The 19,860-nt window shown below is 39.2% G+C and carries 12 protein-coding genes; 8 read left to right on the top strand and 4 right to left on the bottom strand.

What is annotated here, in order from left to right:
* Positions 1-16 precede the first annotated feature (16 nt).
* From ABD930_RS13385 to ABD930_RS13420, 8 genes are all read left to right on the top strand, one after another.
* On the top strand, positions 17-1,003 hold the full coding sequence (locus tag ABD930_RS13385) for a glycosyltransferase family protein (protein WP_345232238.1): 987 nt from the start codon (positions 17-19) through the stop codon (positions 1,001-1,003).
* 4 nt (positions 1,004-1,007) lie between these two features.
* Positions 1,008-2,345, top strand: a complete 1,338-nt coding sequence (locus ABD930_RS13390) for a GH1 family beta-glucosidase (protein WP_345232239.1) — start codon at positions 1,008-1,010, stop codon at positions 2,343-2,345.
* Positions 2,346-2,575: 230 nt separating this feature from the next.
* Positions 2,576-3,178 carry a BamJ family beta-barrel-assembly machinery protein gene (bamJ, locus tag ABD930_RS13395; RefSeq protein ID WP_345232240.1) on the top strand — a complete coding sequence of 201 codons (603 nt, stop codon included), beginning with the start codon at positions 2,576-2,578 and terminating at the stop codon, positions 3,176-3,178.
* 18 nt (positions 3,179-3,196) lie between these two features.
* Entirely contained in the window at positions 3,197-4,096 is a 900-nt protein-coding gene (locus ABD930_RS13400) for an aldo/keto reductase (protein ID WP_345232241.1), read from the top strand.
* Positions 4,097-4,122: 26 nt separating this feature from the next.
* Positions 4,123-4,971 carry a sugar phosphate isomerase/epimerase family protein gene (locus ABD930_RS13405; protein ID WP_345232242.1) on the top strand — a complete coding sequence of 283 codons (849 nt, stop codon included), beginning with the start codon at positions 4,123-4,125 and terminating at the stop codon, positions 4,969-4,971.
* A gap of 327 nt (positions 4,972-5,298) precedes the next feature.
* The gene (locus ABD930_RS13410) at positions 5,299-8,022 is read left to right on the top strand and encodes a TonB-dependent receptor (RefSeq protein WP_345232243.1); all 2,724 of its coding nucleotides are present in this window, start codon (positions 5,299-5,301) and stop codon (positions 8,020-8,022) included.
* Positions 8,023-8,111: 89 nt separating this feature from the next.
* Positions 8,112-9,209 (top strand): hypothetical protein, encoded by a 1,098-nt coding sequence (locus ABD930_RS13415; RefSeq protein WP_345232244.1) that lies wholly within the window; start codon positions 8,112-8,114, stop codon positions 9,207-9,209.
* A gap of 229 nt (positions 9,210-9,438) precedes the next feature.
* Positions 9,439-10,383, top strand: a complete 945-nt coding sequence (locus ABD930_RS13420) for an endonuclease/exonuclease/phosphatase family protein (protein ID WP_345232245.1) — start codon at positions 9,439-9,441, stop codon at positions 10,381-10,383.
* Between the two features lie 257 nt (positions 10,384-10,640).
* Here ABD930_RS13420 and ABD930_RS13425 read toward each other — a convergent pair whose 3' ends face one another.
* From ABD930_RS13425 to ABD930_RS13440, 4 genes are all read right to left on the bottom strand, one after another.
* Positions 10,641-11,120, bottom strand: a complete 480-nt coding sequence (locus ABD930_RS13425) for a retropepsin-like aspartic protease (protein ID WP_345232246.1) — start codon at positions 11,118-11,120, stop codon at positions 10,641-10,643.
* Positions 11,121-11,133: 13 nt separating this feature from the next.
* The gene (locus ABD930_RS13430; protein WP_345232247.1) at positions 11,134-12,072 is read right to left on the bottom strand and encodes a malate dehydrogenase; all 939 of its coding nucleotides are present in this window, start codon (positions 12,070-12,072) and stop codon (positions 11,134-11,136) included.
* A 172-nt stretch (positions 12,073-12,244) separates the two neighbouring features.
* On the bottom strand, positions 12,245-14,584 hold the full coding sequence (gene tamL, locus ABD930_RS13435) for a translocation and assembly module lipoprotein TamL (RefSeq protein ID WP_345232248.1): 2,340 nt from the start codon (positions 14,582-14,584) through the stop codon (positions 12,245-12,247).
* Positions 14,532-19,808, bottom strand: coding sequence for a translocation/assembly module TamB domain-containing protein (locus tag ABD930_RS13440; protein ID WP_345232249.1), 5,277 nt, complete (start codon positions 19,806-19,808; stop codon positions 14,532-14,534). Before ABD930_RS13440 ends, tamL begins: the two co-directional genes overlap by 53 nt.
* Positions 19,809-19,860 lie beyond the last annotated feature (52 nt).

The following is a 19,860-nucleotide window of genomic DNA, read 5'->3' on the forward strand; positions in this document are numbered from 1 at the left end:
TACTTATTATTATCGGATGAAGATATTATATGCAGTACAAGGAACGGGCAACGGGCATTTGAGTAGAGCAATGGATGTTATCCCATGCTTAAAAAAAAGGGCAGATGTTGATATTTTGGTCAGTGGTATCCAGGCCGATTTAGATTTGCCGTTCGATGTAAAGTATCGAAAACACGGACTAAGTTTTATATTCGGTAAAGCCGGTGGTGTGGATCTCTGGAAGACGTTTATGCAAAATAAAATCAGAGATATTGTGAAAGAAGTTAATGAGGCTCCTATAGAAGCGTATGATTTAGTTATTAACGATTTCGAACCAGTTACAGCTTGGGCTTGTTATCTGCGTGAGCATCCATGTATAGGTATGAGTCATCAGGCGGCGGTGTTGGATAAGCAATCACCAAAACCCGATGAAGTAGATATGATGGGAAAATTTATTTTAAAGCACTATGCGCCAGTTGATACTAGTTACGGTTTTCATTTTCAGCCTTATAGTGAATCTATCTTTACACCTGTAATTCGTCAGCAAATACGCACACAACAGGTAAGTGACAACGGTCATTATACCGTATACCTACCTGCCTACGATGACGCACGGCTTTTGAAAAGCTTGTTGAGATTCAAAGATGTACAGTGGGATGTTTTTTCTAAACATAACCGCGTACCTTTTTCCCTAAACAACGTAAATGTGCAGCCCATCGATAATGAGAAATTTGTTAGAAGCATGGCCAGTTGCCACGGCGTACTCTGCGGTGCTGGATTTGAGACTCCAGCTGAGGCTTTGTTTTTAAACAAAAAGCTACTGGTTATCCCCATGAAAAACCAATATGAGCAGCATCTAAATGCCGCCGCACTTAAACAGATGGGGGTTCCAGTGATAAAAAACCTTAAATCCAAGAATAATAATATTATTGAAGAGTGGATAGCATCGGATACCCTAGTGAAAGTAGATTACCCTGATATTACACAGGAAATTGTAGATAAAATATTGTCCATTCATCAGTAAGCGAATGAGGAAAAGTGATTTCGGAGACGACTTTGTGTGGGGTGTTTCTACCGCCGCTTTTCAGATAGAAGGAGCGCATGACCAAGATGGTAAGGGAGCTTCTATTTGGGATGAATTCAGTAAAAAGAAAGGTAAAATCAGGGGAAAGCATCACGCTCGTGAGGCTTGCGACTTTTATAATCGATATGAAGAAGATCTACGACTAATGAAATCCATGCATATTCCTAATTTTCGGTTTTCCGTCTCATGGCCGCGCATTTTACCAATAGGAACAGGAGCTGTAAACCAGCTGGGTATTGAATATTATAACCGCATTATTGATACTTGTCTTCAATTGGATATAACACCATGGATTACCTTATATCACTGGGACCTTCCGCAAGCATTGGAGGATAAAGGTGGATGGACGAATCGGGCAATTATTGGTTGGTTTGAATATTTTGTTCAGGTTTGTGTTCAACATTTCGGAGATCGGGTTAAACATTGGATGATATTAAATGAGCCTGTTGCTTTTACTGGAGCTGGTTATTTTTTTGGGAAGCATGCACCAGGTAAATGGGGATTGAAATATTTTCTTCCTGCCGTCCACCATGCTACACTTTGTATGAGTAAAGGAGGCCGATTGGTAAAGAAGTTATTGCCAGATGCTTTGGTGGGAACAACCTTTTCTCATTCGGTTATGGAACCAATAGCCCTTAAAACTCGTCATATTAATGCGCTCAAAAGAGCTGATGCCATTATGAACAGATTATTTTTAGAACCAGTGCTGGGCATGGGATATCCGATGGATGAGGTGAAAGCGCTACGAAACCTGAAAAAATATATATTACCAGGGGATGAAGCGGAAATGGCTTTTGATTTCGATTTTATAGGTTTACAGACCTATACAAGAGAGTATATCCAATTTTCATTGCTGATGCCCTATGTATGGGCCAACATTGTTGAACCTAAGAAAAGAGGCATAGAAAAAACCACGGCAATGGATTGGGAAATTTATCCTCCTTCTATTTATATGGCATTGAAACGTTTACATAGTTATCCGAATATGCCCCCCATTATTATCACCGAAAATGGCGCTGCATTTGAAGATAAAATACATGATGGTCAAATTCATGATGAAGAGCGTATGATGTACCTGCGCGAACACATATGGGAAGTACTGAAAGCGAAACAGGAAGGTGTAAACGTAGGTGGTTATTTCGTTTGGACGTTTACCGACAACTTTGAATGGGCAGAAGGATACCATCCCCGCTTCGGGTTGGTACATGTTAATTTTGAAAACCAAGCACGTATTGTAAAAGATAGTGGTAAGTGGTATGCCGAATGGCTGAGGGGTAGTTAGTTGCGAGTTGTGTGTATCAGGTTTCTTATCTCTCTTTTCGCTTTCTACTTGATACTTTTCGCTAACATCTCAAATCTCCTATCTTTTTCCTATAATTTTTTTATGTTTGCTTCACTATGATTAAATCCTTACTTTTAATAAGCCTTCTGGCCTTGAGCTCACTCTCTATAAGTGCCCAACAGAAAGACAAACCCAAACAACAGGTATCAAAACAAAAAACGATAAGTCCCATGTTCGAGAGTAAATTAGATTCTGCATCCTATGCCTTCGGCTTAAGTATGGCTAGAGATTTGCAGAAACGAGGTCTAAAACAGTTAAATGGAAAATTGGTGGCACAAGCTATCGATGATTTATTTGCAGGTAGACCTAGTCAGCTAAATGAAGCTGATGAATATCATGCTATTAGTGAGGTTCTGACAGCAGCAGCTGAAAATGCAAAGAAAGAAGCAACAGCGAAGGGTGATGCTTTTTTGGCAACAAATAAAACCAAATCAACTATTCATACAACTGCTAGTGGTTTGCAGTATGAAATTATCAAGGACGCGAATGGTGCAAAACCATTAGCGACTGACTCGGTGACCGTTCATTATAAGGGCGCTTTGCTTGATGGTAAGGTATTTGATAGTTCTTACGATAGAGGGGAACCCATTTCTTTCCCGCTTAATCGCGTGATTCAGGGATGGCAAGAGGGGTTGCAATTAATGCCTGTAGGATCGCATTATCGCTTTTATATTCCCTATCAGTTGGGATATGGTGAAAGCGGGGCAGGAGCAGATATTCCGCCATATAGTGTATTGATATTTGATGTAGAGTTGTTGAAAATAGGCAGTTAGGTCACTTCATATAAACGTATGAATAGGAACTTAGGTAAATCCGATTTATGGATTAGCGAGATTGGCTTTGGTTGTATGTCGCTAAATGAAAGTCAAAAGCAAGCAGAAAGCTTGTTGCAGCAGGCTTTTGATGCTGGAATTAATTTCTTTGATACAGCTGATTTATACGACAAAGGGAGAAACGAAGAGTGGGTAGGAAAGGCACTGCAGCCGTTTCGAAAAGAGGTGATTATTGCCACTAAAGTAGGCAATCAATGGCGCGAGGACGGTAGCACTTGGGATTGGAATCCATCAAAAGATTATATTTTGAAGGCAGTAGAAGACAGTTTGCGTCGTCTTCAAACCGATTATATTGATTTATATCAACTGCATGGCGGAACGATTGATGATCCAATAGACGAAACGATAGAAGCTTTTGAAGTGCTTAAACAGCAAGGAAAAATACGTTGGTATGGCATATCATCCATTAGACCAAATGTGATTAGGGAATATGTAAAACGTTCTCGTATCGTTTCGGTAATGATGCAATACAGTCTGTTGGATCGTAGACCAGAAGAAGAAATACTTTCCTTACTTGCAGAACATCAAATTAGCGTAATTACGAGGGGAGGACTTGCACAAGGGCGATTGCTAGGAAAAAAAACGGGTGATTATTTGCAGTATACAAAGACAGAAGTCGCTAAAGCAGCCGAAGCGATCAGTAATATGGCCCGTGATTTGAATAAATCGGAAATATCAGTAGCTTTAGCTTATATATTAAGTCAGGAAGCGGTAACAAGTGCAATAACAGGTATCCGCACAACGGATCAGCTATATGAGGTGTTAGAATTGTTAAAAAATCCCTTGCGTTTGGACGGGGAACAATTACAATTTTTAAGGGCTAGTGTGCGCGATTATATATACGAAAACCATAGATAAATAAATATTAACTAAACAAAAAAACAATGCGTTTGAATAAACAGATTTGGAGTGCTTGCTTAGCACTATTCATGTGTGTAACCCTAGTAAAGGCACAAGATAGACCGGAAGAAAAATTAGGATGGGAGTTAGGAGCTCAGGCTTATAGCTTTAACCATTATACCTTTGCCGAAGCTTTAGATAAGATTGATAGTTGCAAATTGAAATACGTTGAAGCATTTCCCGGACAGACTATTGGTGGTGGAATAGAGGGAAAAATGGATTTTACCATGAGCCCTGAAACACGTAAACAAGTACTTCAGCTGATCAAAGACAAAGGCTTAACATTAGTAGCTTACGGTGTAGTAAATGCGGATTCTCCAGAAGGGTGGCGGCAATTATTTGAATTCGCTAAGGCAATGGGAATAAAAAATATCAATACAGAACCTAAGCAAGAAGATCTACCTTTAGTCGGTAAATTAGCTAATGAATTTAAGATCAAAGTATCCATCCATAATCATCCCAACCCTTCGCACTATTGGAGTCCGGAAATTGTGCTCAATGCCATTCAATTAGCAAACAGTAAGTATGTAGGAGCGTGTGCCGATATTGGCCACTGGGTACGTTCTGGATTGGATATTGTGGAGTGCTTGAAAAAATATAAAGGACATATTAATCATGTGCATTTCAAAGATTTAAATGAAAAATCTCCACAAGCACATGATGTACATTGGGGAACTGGTATTAGCGATGTTAAAGCTGTTATGCAAGAACTCAAGAATCAGAAATTTAAGGGCATGCTTTCAGCTGAATATGAATACAACTGGTTGTCCAATTCAGCTGATATTGCTGTTAGTGCAGCGAATTTTAGAAAAATAGTCAAGGAGTTGAAGTAGATTATAGATTTATACGTTACACGTGGTACGTTTACGTTCTAACGTTTAAAAGAAGAGCCATTGCAGGAATGCAGTGGCTCTTCTTATTATGAAGTGATGTATTCTACCTAAAGATGTTTATCTGACGGATATTTTTAATAGAAAGATGAATCACAATTTTATAAAAGGTAATTACCATAAACCTAAAAGATACGTTTCTATAGCGATATCTCGTTTGAATCAGTTTTGTTAACATTGTTTTAACATGATATACATGTAAGAATAACACGTAGTTAATATTCTGTTTACCTAGTCTTGCGTCCTTTGTAACGGAATATTACGATTTACATGAAACTCAAAAACCAATTTTTTTTAATTCTATTCTTTAGTAGTTCTATCACTTTTGCCCAACAGAAGGGGACGATTGCAGGTGTCGTTATTGATGCCTCTATGAACAATGAAAGCATGCCCTCCGTGTCTATTTCGGTAGAGGGAACCAAACAAGGAGTCAATACAGACGGACAAGGTAAATTTAAACTGGAATTAGATGCCGGTAAACATGTTTTAGTATTCACGTATGTTGGCTATCAAACATTACGTGACACCGTAGATGTGCAGGGGGGGAAAACGATTGCTTTAAATGTAGCGATGATGTCTGATGCACAGGTATTAGACGATGTTGTTGTTACGGGTGAAGTTCGGAAAGATACCGAGTCTGCACTGCTCAGAAAACAGATGAACTCGGCAGTTATTACTCAAAGTATTGGTGCACAGGAGATGAGCCGGAAGGGAGTAAGCAACGCCGCTGTTGCTATCACGAAAGTTACCGGTATAGCCAAACAGGAGGGAACGACTGGCGTATTTGTACGTGGACTCGGTGATCGGTATAATAATACCTTATTAAATGGATTGCCTATTCCCTCCAATGAATCCACCAGCAAAAACATTTCACTTAATTTATTTAACACAGACATCATCCAATCGATCGGTATCAGTAAAATCTATACAGTCGATGATTATGGCGACGTGGGTGGAGCAACGGTGAATATATCCTCTAAGGAGCATGTAGGCAAGCCTACACTGCGTGTAGAAATTGGTGGCGGTTTAAACTCACAGGCTTTCCGTTCCGATTTCAAACGTGCAGATAACTGGAAGCGTTTTGGATTTTATAATATAAAAACACCAACAAGTATCAATGAATACCCTTTTCAATCGCGCTGGACGCCTAAAACGGTAGATAAACCATTTGACTATAATTTCCGTATTCAGGGAGGAACTGGATTCAGTGTGGGTACAGAAGGACGAATGAACGTGTTTGCTACTTTGGCACATGAAAACGATTATGGTTATGAAAAAGGGACGGAGAAGGTTATTGGTTCCACCGCTGATAATGTGATTGCCGATTTTCGTGATGCTCGGAAGTACACCTATGAAACCCAATCAACGGGTATGCTGAATGTAGATTATCGTATTAATGCGAAGAACCGTTTGAAGTGGAATAGTATTTTTATCAATAGTTCTTCTAGCAGTGTGGATGAGTACAACGTTTTTCCTAAGGACCAAAAGGAGCAATTGCAACGTCAAATACTTACCGAGCAGAATAAAATATTTCTGAATCAACTATTAGGTGAGAATCAACTCAATGAGCGTTTTTCTTTAGATTGGGCCTTGTCTTATGGAAAAGTAAATGCCGATATGCCTGATCGGATTACCAATGTGGTGAGCTTGGGAAACAATGGTAACTATGAATATAGTAAAAATCAAGCTGGTGAAAATAATCGTTATTTTCAAAGCATTAAAGAGGATGAGTTTGCCGGGCGTTTTGCGGTGAACTATGCATTGGGTACTGGAAAGTTAGCGTTGGGCTATACCGGTAGAATTAAAAAGCGCGATTTTACCGCTATGCAACTTAATATTCGAATTCACGAATCGGGGATTGCTGCTGATATGGACGATATAGATTCGTTTTTAAATGCTTCTCATTTTTCAAGTGATACACAGGCACCGAATAGCTTCGACCTGATAACCAGTAGAGGCAATAAGAATTTAGCTACTCCATCGATATACAATGCTAAATTGAATGTTCATGGGGCATACGTAAATTTTGAGAACAAAGCCAATGACCAGTTAACCTATACTGTAGGTGTCCGTGCGGATAAGGTGTTGCAAGAATTGACTTGGGATGTTTATCCTAATCCTGCAGGTATGTCTTTTAGCGATGCCGACGTAGATAAACTGTTTATCTTACCCGCTTTTACCTTAAAATATGCGCTTACAGAACGTGAAAATTTACGGATTGCGGCCAGTAGGTCCTATACTTTGCCACAATTTTTAGAAAAGGCTCCTTTTCAATATGAGGCACCGACGTATTCGAGCTATGGTAACTCGTCCCTTAAACCGGCAGATAATTATAATGTGGATCTCAAGTGGGAACAATTTCCGAGCTCGGATGAATTATTTTCTTTTGGATTATTTGGAAAGTATATTAAAGATCCCATTAGCCGTACGTTAACCAATGCTGCATCCTCTACCTTATATACATTTGTCAACGGAGGCGACTACGCTTATGTTTTTGGGGCAGAATTGGAAGCGCGTAAAAATATCGACGCCAATTTTTCCGCCGGTGCGAATTTAACCTATATGTACAGTAGACAGGAGCTTGATCCAGAAAAAGTAACGAAACAATCAAAGGAAACCTTAGCCGTAAACTTCAACACCGATCATGATGCGTTGCAAGGGGCATCTCCCTTACTAGCCAATGCCGATATTACCTATAAAACAAATGCAGGTAAAGTCAGACCGATGATTGCGCTGGTAGGGAGTTATTTTTACGATCGGATTTTCTCCTTGGGTTCGTTTGGGCGAGGAAATATTGTGGAGAAGGGCTATCCAACAGTAAATTTTAATTCAACTACAAGTATTGGTGATCGCTGGGAAGTCGGATTAAAGCTAAATAACCTATTAAATAATACCGTACGGATGGAACAAGAAAATACAGATGCCCATGTGGAAGTCTACTCCTACAAGAGAGGTGTAGATGTTAGTTTGGGTATTAAATACAAAATCTTTTAGACAAAATTAAAACAGAAAAACAACAGAATCATTCATTTAAAATTAAACTTATGAAAAAGTTATTCTTGAGCATGGCAGTGGTTGCGACGATGTTCGCTGCGTGTAGTAACGACGACAACGATGTTAATCCAGGTGATGACGAAATCACTTTCGATGATGGCGTTATCAGCGGTAATATTGACCGTGACGCTCACGTTAAAGCAGGACAAAACTATGTTTTAAAGGGCGAAGTTTACGTAAAATCCGGTGCAACATTAACCATCGATCCCGGTGTTAGAATTGAAGCAGAGGTAGGTGATGACGTACCGGTAGCATTTTTAGCTATAGAGCGTGGCGCTAAAATCAATGCTGTTGGTACGGAAGAAGAACCGATTGTCTTTACTTCTCAAGCAAAAGAAGCAGGGAAATGGGGCGGACTGGTGATTTGTGGTAAAGCAACAAATGGTCAAGGCGCTAATGCACAGGCTGAAGTAGCTGGTTTGAATTATGGTGGTGACGACGATGCGGATAACTCTGGTGTCTTATCGCATCTTATTGTAGAATATTCGGGCAATCTAATCAATGATAAATCTGAATTTAACGCGGTAACCTTCTATGCCGTTGGTTCTGGAACGAAGGTAGACAACATTTATATCAACCAAGTGGCGGATGATGGTATTGAATTCTTTGGCGGTACGGTTAATGTAGAAAATGTTACTGTTATTGGTTCGCAAGATGATTCTTTCGATTGGACAGATGGTTGGAGAGGTACAGCTACTAATATATATGCCGATCAATCAAAATCAACAGCTTATTCAAGTGACAGTCGTGGTATTGAAGCGGATAATTTCGAACAGAATTTTGCTCAAACTCCCGTATCTAGTCCAACACTTACGAATGTAACCTTAATTGGTCGTAACAAAGCTGAAGTAACCAGTGAAGCAGGAATGAAACTGCGTCGTGGTACACAAGGAAAAATCAGTAATGTTTATTTGAAAGACTTTATTGCAGGGAAAGGGGTTGACGTTTCTGATAATGAATCTATCGAATACTTTAAGGCAAACCCTGTTCAGAAAGTTAAATTCGACAATGTACCAACCAAAGGTGCTGTTGATGGTACCTACACTGAAGACGATACTGCCACAGGTGCTGGTAATGGTGCTGAACTACCCGAATGGGCAAGTTGGGCTACTTCTTTCTTAGAGTAAGTTGCACTTATTATTGGATCATTGAAGAAAGAGGTGTCTTTACAAAGACACCTCTTTTTTTAACAATTCTTTTTTTATGCAAAGGAGGATGGATGAGGTTAGGTGATAAGAAAATAACATTCACTTAACAATTAAAAGACCTTTAATTGATGTTACCCTATTAGTTTTATGGCAGGAAAGCCTTACTTTTATGGAACTTATTCTTCATCGTAAATTAAGTTGAGGTGGTATGTACATCTTGTTTATCGCTGGTTTATTGTTACTACTCTTACTATTGTATTTCCAACTCTATCGTGTTCCTTCAACGTGTAAATCATTCGTCAGGTTTTCTTTTCCTTACAGTAATGAAGAACCGCTAGTCTGTTATGAAGGCGAATTTTCGGTAATCACCTATAATATTGCTGGTTTACCCCAAATCATTTGTAGCGCTTCTACAGAGCGCTCAACGAGTATAGCTGAGATAGGTCGGCGCTTAAATACTTACGATATTGTCCATGTGCAAGAGGATTTTAATTACAATAGTTTCCTCTATAATGGCGGCAATGAACATCCATACAGATCAAAAACTAAGGGAGGCGTGCCTTTTGGTGACGGACTGAATACCTTATCTAAATTTCGTATTTTAGAATTACGCAGAATCCCCTGGACTAACTGTACCGGTGCTGATTGCTTAACTCCGAAAGGTTTTACGTATTCCCAAATTGAAGTTGCCAAAGATGTGTTGATCGATTTTTATAATGTTCATGCCAATGCCGCAGATGATCCGGCAGCTGCCGCTGCACGAAGAAAGAATATTGTGCAACTATCGACGTATATAAAAGCACATTCAGGTGATCGCGCAGTGATTGTTATGGGAGATCTGAATGCGCATTTTTGTTATGAACATGATAATATCCGTGACCTGCTTGCCGAAAATCAGTTGAAAGATGCTTGGGTCACCCTGAAAAGCAATGATTGCTTTCCGGCTTTTAAGAAATTTATACGAGAAGATATTTTAAACTTGAACGACGATTGCGAATCCATTGATAAAATATTATACCGGAGTAGTTTGGAGATACTCCTCACCCCGAAGGCATATCGTTTCGAAAATGAAAAATTCAATAATGAGGAGGGTATCCCTTTATCCGACCATTGTCCGGTTAGCTTGTCGTTTAGCTGGAAACAACAGCTTTAGCACATTGTGCAAAAAGGCGCTGATTATGGAAAAAACGCGTCATTACGATGAAGAATGACGAAGTAATTGTTTTAATAACGGATACCTTGACTACGCTTCGCTCGATACGACGATGATGAGCACGTACCAATAATTTAAAATAGGGGCTCCTGATAGTCATTTGATTTTTTCACAAAGGCATAATGCTTAATTAAAATAGACTTAATGCAAGACCTTTATTTTTGTATCAGAGTTAAAGAATAATTGATTCATGTAAATTAGGTTTGGTTAAAATTGGAAAGGGCCCGCTGTGAAGCGTGCCTTTTTTTTGATATATTGTTTTTTAACGTAAGCGTCATTTTTCCATAATCGATAATGCCTTTGTATTGAGTTAAAATATCACCACCGATGACACCGATTACAGGATCGACGGCTAGGTTTTCATAGGCAAAATTTATAGAAGAAAGATCTAATACAGCCACTTCAAAATCTGTTAGGTGAAAATTACCTAATTGAATGTCTGGAACCAGCCAGGTGAAGCTCTCCATGTTCGTTGTACCCAAACCGGTAGAAACCCGATCACTGCTTTTTAATTGTTCGTTTTCCAAATATTTTTCAACAGTGCTTTTATCAAATACTGTTTTGGAAGCGCCTGTATCCAATACAGCCTTGAATGTTTTATTAAAAACAACAACTTCCACGAGTAAGTGGAAGCCGTCATCTTGTAAGTTGAGTAGTACAAGTGGTATTTTAATCATTAATAATAAAAAATTAGATGATCTTGCTTTCTGTGAGGACGTTATTCATATTTCTAACAGCGTCTGCGCTCGCTGCAAATTTGGTTTGCTCTTCTTCATTAAGGTTTAAGGATACTATTTTTTCGGCCCCACCTTTACCAATAATTACCGGCACCCCTAGATTGATGTCTTCCTGTCCATATTCGCCGTTTAATAAGACGGAGGCAGTAAATAATTTTTTCTGATCCCGAACAATACTTTCAGTCATCGCGGCAATCGCGGCCCCCGGAGCATACCAGGCGGAGGTGCCAATTAATTTGGTTAACGTTGCCCCACCAACCATCGTATCTGCTATAACCTGATCTTGTTGCTCTTGCGACAAAAAATCGGTTACGGGAATGCTGTTCCACGTAGCCTGACGGATTAATGGAATCATCGTGGTATCACCATGTCCGCCGATAACGATTGCATTTAAATCGCTTGGTGATGCGCTAGTATGTCGACTAATTTGATATTTGAATCGGGCCGAATCCAAAGCGCCACCCATACCGATGACTCTGTTTTTAGCAATGCCTGTTGCTTTTAAAGCCAAATAGGTCATGGTATCCATGGGATTGGAAACCACTAGCAGTATAACTTCTGGTGAATATTTAAGTAAATTCTCTGCCACTGATTTCACGATATTGGCATTGGTGCCAATTAATTCTTCACGTGTCATACCTGGTTTGCGAGGAATACCGGAAGTTATAACCGCTACCGTTGAGCCAGCAGTTTTTTCATAATCATTGGTAACACCAACAATTTTTGTATCAAAACCTAATAATGCAGCTGTTTGAGCAATATCTTGCGCTTTACCCTCAGCCACACCTTCTTTTATATCTAGGAGAATTACTTCTTCAGCAAGTTCTTTTCTACTTATATTGTCTGCAGCGGTTGCTCCTACGGCACCTGCACCTATAACGGTTATCTTCATAACTCTAGGGGTTAAATAATTTTATCTTTACGTCCTTTCGCATTATTGCGGTACGTCGAAAGTTAATAAAAAGGATTTGAATAGACAATTTTTATTAGATATTAGCTTTTATCTTAAAAGCTTGATAAGTGATGAGTGTTGTAAACTATTTAGGTACTCACAACTCATAACTTTAAAACGGATATCCTATTGCTAAATTAAATACAATATTGTCTTTACGCCATTGCTTATCCCCAAAGTCTATTTTATTAAACACCCACCGTTCGCCTTCAGGAAGATAAGGAATCCGGAAAGGGATAGCGAGGTCTGTTCGCAGTATAAGGTAAGTAAAATCAAAGCGTAAACCTAAACCGCCTCCCACAGCCAGCTCTTTGTAAAAATTCTTGGTGAACTGACCGCCAGTGAATACAGAATCCGAATGTTGTAACCAAATATTTCCGGCATCAACAAAAGCTGCCCAGTCTAATATGCTAACGATTTTTGCTCGGTACTCTAGGTTTAATTCCAAGCGGACATCACCCGTCATATCAGGAACGAAGTTGTCCTCACCAATTTTTTGTGGATTATAGGTTCCCGGACCGATTGCCCGTGCTCTAAACGCGCGTAAGCTATTGGGGCCGCCTGCAAAAAACTGTTTGGTATAAGGTAGTCTGGTTGAATTCCCATACGAATAGCCGTATCCAAAAAAGGCGCGGGCAGCTAATTGCCTGTTTTGGCCCAACTTCATGTAATGCCGATACTCTAAATCGGTTTTAATATACTGTGAAAAGGCAGCGCCAAAGATACTATCCTGTTTCCCTTTGTTAACATTCGAACCTAAAATTAAACCTACTGCATTTGCGGATAGATCCAAGCCTCCTGAAAAGTAGAAGGTATGTTTTTTGGTCGTCTCCATGGTATTGGTATAGGTAAATTTGTAGTTTGGACCGAACGTAAATTGTTTATCAATTGCTCTTTTTAGATAGGGGTATTCATCTGCTAAACTATCATAAAAATGGGTTACATTGACTGGCTGCACATACGCTACGTCTAATATATTCAGTTGATGTGTTTTCTGTGCATTTTCTTGCCAATTGTATCCCCAGGCAAAGCGCATGGAGTTCAACTTATATGCTTGGCGCCTGTTTAAAAATTCATAACCCAACAGGGTCTGTGTATGTGGCACAAATCTTTTGGTCGGCTCCCATCCAAAAGGAGAGATCACGCGCGGCCATGTTAGCGATGCTTCTACTCCATATCGATAAAAGTTAGAATTAATGTTTATTCCGCCACCCGACTGCACTTCATAGCCGCCATACGCGGTTAAACGAAGAAGCTCTGCTCCTTTAAAAGCATTTTTATGGCTCCAACTTACATTCACTTCAGATCCATTGTATACAGCCGCCGTCTTTCCGAGTAATTCGACACGAACCGATTTCTTTTGTTGAGGAGTTAGATAATAATGGACGTCTAATGCATTTTTCTGTCCCCTTACCGGAATGAAATTATTCTTTACAAAACGAAATGTTCCCATACCAACTAATTGGCTAATCGTTTGGTTCTGTTTTTCGCGATTGTATAAATCTCCTTTATGGAAAAAAATAGTTCGTGCCAAAGCAAATTTCCGGAAGGTTTGATGTGGATCTATAAAATAAAGATCTTTATAGGACTCTGCATCTTCAGGTTTAGCAATCTCATAATCACCTTGAACCAAAGAATATTCTGGATAGATGAAAATATTATTAATGGTGTAAGGTTGCTTGGCATTTGCAGGTGTTTCCTCTTTAATTTTGACATTCATGTCCACCATATGATTGCCAATCATACTATCCACTTGTACCAGAACATGATCTGGACTAAAATAATAATATCCTTTATCTTGGAGAATACTAGCAATACGTTCCCTTTCGGCGATAATACGGTCGAGATTATAAGGTCTGTTTGGAATGAGTAAGGAACTTTCCTCTATTTCTCTCAGTTCTTTACCGATCGCCGTGTTGGTGTCTGCTTCATAACTTACCTTGTTTATACGATATATCCTGTTTGTTGTAGCAAGGTAGTTTAGCGTAGCCTTTTTATTCTTAATCGTTGTATCTGTGGTTACATAAGCATTAAAAAAACCTATATTTTCGAGTCGATTTCTTACTAAATTTTCGTTATAAGGAACGTTTACATCTTGCAGCAATACGGGAGCTTCACCAACTTTATATTTAAGCCAATGCTTAAACCCTTTATTTCCTACGCTGTCTCCCGCTATATTATAAAAATATAATTTTGGCCGGAGACCGAGTATCTGCTTATTAGGGCGGGGGCGGAGCACACCTTCTAGCGTCTCGGTAAGTGGTTCGCGGTATTTTTTCGGAATAGAATCGTTATTTAATTCTACTTCACCTTTAACATATAGATTTTCACCATCTTTTAAATATTTGATATTACTACAAGATGTGAAAAAGACGGCAATAAATATCCATGCATATAATTTACTCTTCATCATCCTTCCTTTCCGATGTTTGATCCATGATTTCTTCGTCATTTCTATATGCTTTATTAATGTGTCCGTCTGAATCATTTTGTTCTTTTGGAGGATTGTTGTCAGGAAGGTTTTGCTGCTCTTCCTCTTGGTGACGTCTATTTCTTCTCATTGAAGTTGAATCAATATCCTCCTCATCATTTTTATCTAACAACTCTTTCATTTCTTCAGCTCTTTCTTCCGATAATCTTTGAAGTTTCTTAGCATTCATAAAGAGCTCCTTAAACTCATCGTAATTCATATTGATAATAAAGCCGAGACCAGTTTCAATAAATTGCCCTTGTAATGTTACTTGGTATTGATCCTTTCGATATACACGGGCGATATACCGGCCATCTCGCGATAATTGGTACTCCAGAGATATATCGCCTGCAATGTTGGTGGCCTTTTGTCCGGGTTGTTGTGCTCCTTCCAATTCAAAATTAGAGCCCACTGTAACTTTTAAACGATCGTTTAACAAGCGTTTCGATACCCCGACATTGAGATCTGTCCGATTTTGTGCCTGACCAGTGCTGTAATCATCTGCTGTTGATTGCAAGTCAAAGTTCAATTCGACACCTGCAATTAAATCACCAGCAAGTTTATTTAACTGACTAGTAAGCAAACTGCTCACGCTAGATCGCACCATTGTTTCTGTACTTGATCCGCCAGCGCTTTGGAAGGGGTTTTCTGCAATAAATCTTCCCAATACAATTAGCGCGAAGGTCTGCTTATTCATTTCAGAAGGATTATTGCGCAGTTGTGCCAGTTTGGCCTGAACCGTTTGGGTAACGTCTTGAGAAACGGTGTTTGCATTTCCACCAGTTCCTAGATCAATGTCAAAGGAAATTTCGGGTTTAAGCATCTTTCCACCAATCATCAAGTTTACATCAAACGGTAACCGTTGCCGATAAAAATTTGCTTGTGTACCATTGATCTGGTTTTGTACTAAATCTATAGGTTGTGCCTGCAGTGTGTAGATGGCGGTCATGTTTAAGTCGGCATCCATAATATCGCCCCCCCAAGTTATCGTACTTCCTTTTTTGAAATCAAATCGACGTTTGATCATATTGAAGGAAAGTGAGTAATTTCCTTCTTCTATTTCATATGTTCCAGCAAGCGTCATGTTCCCACCGGGCTCAATACCAAAGTTGAGTAAGGCTTGACCTTTTACAAATAATTGATCACCTGTTCCTGGATCAACAATAACGGTAAATGCGGCGTTTCGATCGACATCAATATTTAAATTGACGTTCATCCCAGTGATGGTGCTTCGTTTTACATCAGTTGTATCATAGACAGCTAAGATTTCTGAACTGTCTTTCGGACTTAAGCTGGTGAATTCTACAATACCTTCCCGGTCGACCAATCCAGGGTCTGTTTCTGGCATTGTTAAGGTCATGTTGGTGTTTTCATTAACTTTTAGACTGCCGTTAACAGATGGGCTCATTGCGGCTCCTCTGAGGCGTAAGTCTGTATCAATATTCAATTGGCCGTAGAATAGGTTGTTATCTACCGCCGTTGAGTTTAATACTTGAAAATCATCTGCCTTAATATTGAGATTTAATGCAAAATCGGTATAGGTTCTTGTTCTTACACTTCCATCGATAACGGCTTTATTACCAATGCTATCTGTTAGTGTAAATGAATTAAAATTTAATCCTCTATTGTTGAAATTGATGCGCTGTTGGTCCATGCTAAACGTTGCATTAAGCATCGAGATATTCATTTTAGCTTGGTTAAAGAGCAAGTCCCCATTAATGCGTGGAGCATCAGGAGTACCTTTTATGGTCAGCGAACCATTAATACCACCAGAACTCCGCCGTAAATTACCAAAACTGAAAGCTTCAATGGTACTCATATTTAGGTTGTTAACATCCAGTACAAAATCCATTGATGAGGTGCCATTTGGTGGTGTAACATAATCACCAGTGAGCTTGATATCATTGCCATTGCCCGCTATTGCGATCGCTGCGTTATAGGTGTTTTCTTTGGCATTGTTAACTTTTAGATTAATATCGCCAATAGTGTCTGTTCCAAAATAGAAATCATTGATGGTAATATCGGATGTAAATACAGGAGACGACTCCAGACGTTCAAGCAAGGCATCTCCATTTATTCCACCACCTAATGCTAATTGATTGCTTTCCAGCATATTGGCAAGAGTTTCAATTCTGAAATTTTTAAAGTTTAAACCCAAAGGTGAATTACTAACCGAATCTTGGGAAGCTATATTCATTTCCTGACCATTCAAGCTCAAGTCAAAATGTTTCGCTAATAACCCATTTTTGCCGAAATGAATGGCGTTCTCCGGATTAATAGACCATTGGTCATAATTTAGCATTAAACCGTCTTTCTTTAGCGAGAAAATAAAATCATCATCTTTGGCCAATAAATTCGCACCAATATGGTATTGCTCTTTACCTCCTTTATCTTTTATCCACAGACCCGCATCAACCACGCTGTTTTTTACGGTACCACTTAATAAGGTATTGGTTAACTCAATACCCGATACCTTGATCGTATTAACTAATACGGCATAATAAAGTGCACTATCCAAGGTATTGATATCAAAACTAACATTTTGAATTTCGGTACCACCATAAACGGCCTTAGGGGCAACACCTTTTGCATGAATGGATTTGCTTTCACTATCAAAATTACCATCCAAGGTAATAGGTTGCATTTCCGTAAGTTCTGGCGCCATTTTGATAATGAGCGGAGACCGCCTAAACGTCATTCCAAATTCAATCTGGGCAGGTGGATAGGAAGGGATAGTATCGACTAATCCGGTTTTTGGATTGACTGTTGGATTAGGATTATAGTATCTTGTTAACGCATCTTGAAACGCGGTTGCCAATGATGTTAGCTTATACGATCCAATCATATGTGCATCTAAAAATTCAGATCGAAGTTGGATTAAATTTTGACTGCTATCTGCTCGTGCAATTAGGCTAATCGTATCTAGTGTGTAACGACTTGTGTTGTAGGCGATAATAGCGTTTGTTAAATCTAACTGGCCATTTAGAAAATCAGGGTCTGCAGAATCAAAGTTTCCAGCTAGTTTGCCGTGAAAGCGAATGCTATCTGTAGTAAGGTTTAAGTTTTTGGTGTTGATACTATCAATAAGCAATGCTAAGTTGACTTTTGGATATTTCCCCTTTAGATTACCGGAAGCTTGCATGTCCAAATCCAGGTTGGGGTCATCACTGGTTAAAGAGGCTTCTAAATCGCCTTGATTAGCTTTAGCTGTAAAGTCAATGTCGGTATAGGTATAGCCCATAGCCTCGGCACTAATGAGCTTTGCTTGTATATCGGCAATGAGTTTTGATGGATCAAGTCCTTTTCCTTTCACTTTTGCGGCAAATGAAATTTTTCCCAATGTGGAGTCCATTTTCATCAGATGACCAACATCGATATCATGTATCGCGAAATCGGCATCATAGGTAGTGTCTTTTAAAGCCGCATATTTGGCCCGTACTTCCGCATTTCCTATAGACGACGCTAAATGCATATTTGTCGTAAACTGATTCATACCTCCCTTAAACGTACCTTTTAAAGCAACCCGTTGTGGCAAATCAATGCTGTCAGGCAACATACTTTTAGCAATTAATCGGTCCAAATCGCGTTTGCCTGTAGTAAAGTTCTTCAGCTGTAAATCCATGTAAAATTTATCCATATCAGGCAATCCTTTCAGGTGTGCTGTAGCCTGCAAACGGGTTTGGTCTAGCGTGCTAAACTCGATATTCGGTATAGTTAGATTGTCTACTCGACCATTAATTTTTCCATGGATATAAAAGGTTCTCGTGAGCAATGGTTTCATAACCTCCATGGTATCCAGGTCAGGTACCAGGAGCACTATGTCTTTCATCCCCAATTTGCTCTTTTCGATATTTGCGTTTAGCTGTATTTCGCCTAGGTGATCGGTAATGGTTTCTAGGGAAGGATAACTTACCTGCGCGTAATTTTTAATTAAGGTATTTGGGGTTTCCAAGTAGAGATTTCCAAGGGTAGCGCCTTGATTGGTGTAGGCAAAATCGGTTTCTAATCGTTTCAAGTCTAATCCGCTTCTGTCTTTAAAGTTTAATTGCGCCAATTTTCCACTGATCGAGTCCATAGAAAAGAAGAAATCGGCGAGCTTTACATCAAGTCCGGTAAAATCCAAGTTGCCATAATCCAAACCTTTTTTAATCCTTGGCTGGTTGGCATCAAGGTAAGCAATATGGTTTTTGTTGAGTTGTAAGTCGCCTATGTTGACTTTCCAATTCATTTCCGCAGCGCTAGTACTATCAGGTGTTTTTGTTTCGGCGGGTGGCTCCTTAACGCTTAATTTTCCGAAGGCTATTTTAGCATCGTTTTCATCTAATAAAATGCGTTTAATATCTACCGTTTCTTCTTTTAGGTTCAGGTCATTAAAATCCACCAGTAGCTTTTTAAAAGCCACATTGGCATTTAAAGCGCTTGCCTGATCCTCATAATCTACCTTAATATTTTCTATATTTAAACTGCCCAACTTGATATCCGGCATCTCAGCTTCTGCTCCAGCAGCCTGTTCAACTCCCAAATCTTTCGTGGATGGGATGGCAGAAGTGTCGGTAACTGCCCACTGTTTTACGCTTGTATTAATTCCCTCAATCGTTATCTTAGGAATTTCAAAGCGCATCTGCTCAAGATCAAACATCTTAATGCGCGTATCAAAGTGATGAAGATTAAAGTCGACATTTGTCCCGATAACCTCATCTTTATACACCAAGCGTATACGGTCTAGATTGATTTTATCGATGGAAAATTCCATCGTAGAGGTGGTGTCTTCAGGTTCTGGTTCTTTTTTATCTTCACTCACAAAAGCCCGAATAATATAATCAAAATTGAAGCTGCTATCAGGGAGTGTGCGATCGATTTTTGCTGTTATACCCTTTAAATCTACCTCATTGACTTCTACTTTGTTATTTAATAGTTTAAGTAGACTGATATCAACTTTCAATTGATCACCAGCGACTAAGGTATCTTGTTTTTGATCTTCAAAATACACACCTTCCAATACCAATAGCTTAGGTAAATCAAGCGAAACCCTCTGAATCTTAACCGGTGTTTCGATCTTCTTTTGAAGATAGGATACCACTTTTTGTACAACAAAATTTTGAACGGCAGGAATCCTAATTAAAATAAATAATAGAAGTACTAATCCAATGATACTTCCAACGAGCCATAAAATAGTTTTTACTGCAATTCTTCCAACCTTATTCAAAATGTCAACGTATTAAATTATTTCGATGTAAAAAGCATTTTTTCTAAAATCA

The organism is Olivibacter ginsenosidimutans (genome assembly GCF_039542865.1).
GTDB classification, from domain to species: Bacteria; Bacteroidota; Bacteroidia; order Sphingobacteriales; family Sphingobacteriaceae; genus Olivibacter; species Olivibacter ginsenosidimutans.

What these genes read in the sequence shown, in the direction of transcription:
- ABD930_RS13410 (WP_345232243.1), top strand. Translation starts at nt 5,299, where the DNA reads ATGAAACTCAAAAACCAATTTTTTTTAATTCTATTCTTTAGTAGTTCT.
- ABD930_RS13400 (WP_345232241.1), top strand. Translation starts at nt 3,197, where the DNA reads ATGAATAGGAACTTAGGTAAATCCGATTTATGGATTAGCGAGATTGGC.
- ABD930_RS13420 (WP_345232245.1), top strand. Translation starts at nt 9,439, where the DNA reads ATGTACATCTTGTTTATCGCTGGTTTATTGTTACTACTCTTACTATTG.
- ABD930_RS13390 (WP_345232239.1), top strand. Translation starts at nt 1,008, where the DNA reads ATGAGGAAAAGTGATTTCGGAGACGACTTTGTGTGGGGTGTTTCTACC.
- ABD930_RS13405 (WP_345232242.1), top strand. Translation starts at nt 4,123, where the DNA reads ATGCGTTTGAATAAACAGATTTGGAGTGCTTGCTTAGCACTATTCATG.
- ABD930_RS13425 (WP_345232246.1), bottom strand. Translation starts at nt 11,120, where the DNA reads ATGATTAAAATACCACTTGTACTACTCAACTTACAAGATGACGGCTTC.
- ABD930_RS13430 (WP_345232247.1), bottom strand. Translation starts at nt 12,072, where the DNA reads ATGAAGATAACCGTTATAGGTGCAGGTGCCGTAGGAGCAACCGCTGCA.
- bamJ (WP_345232240.1), top strand. Translation starts at nt 2,576, where the DNA reads ATGTTCGAGAGTAAATTAGATTCTGCATCCTATGCCTTCGGCTTAAGT.
- tamL (WP_345232248.1), bottom strand. Translation starts at nt 14,584, where the DNA reads ATGACGAAGAAATCATGGATCAAACATCGGAAAGGAAGGATGATGAAG.
- ABD930_RS13415 (WP_345232244.1), top strand. Translation starts at nt 8,112, where the DNA reads ATGTTCGCTGCGTGTAGTAACGACGACAACGATGTTAATCCAGGTGAT.
- ABD930_RS13385 (WP_345232238.1), top strand. Translation starts at nt 17, where the DNA reads ATGAAGATATTATATGCAGTACAAGGAACGGGCAACGGGCATTTGAGT.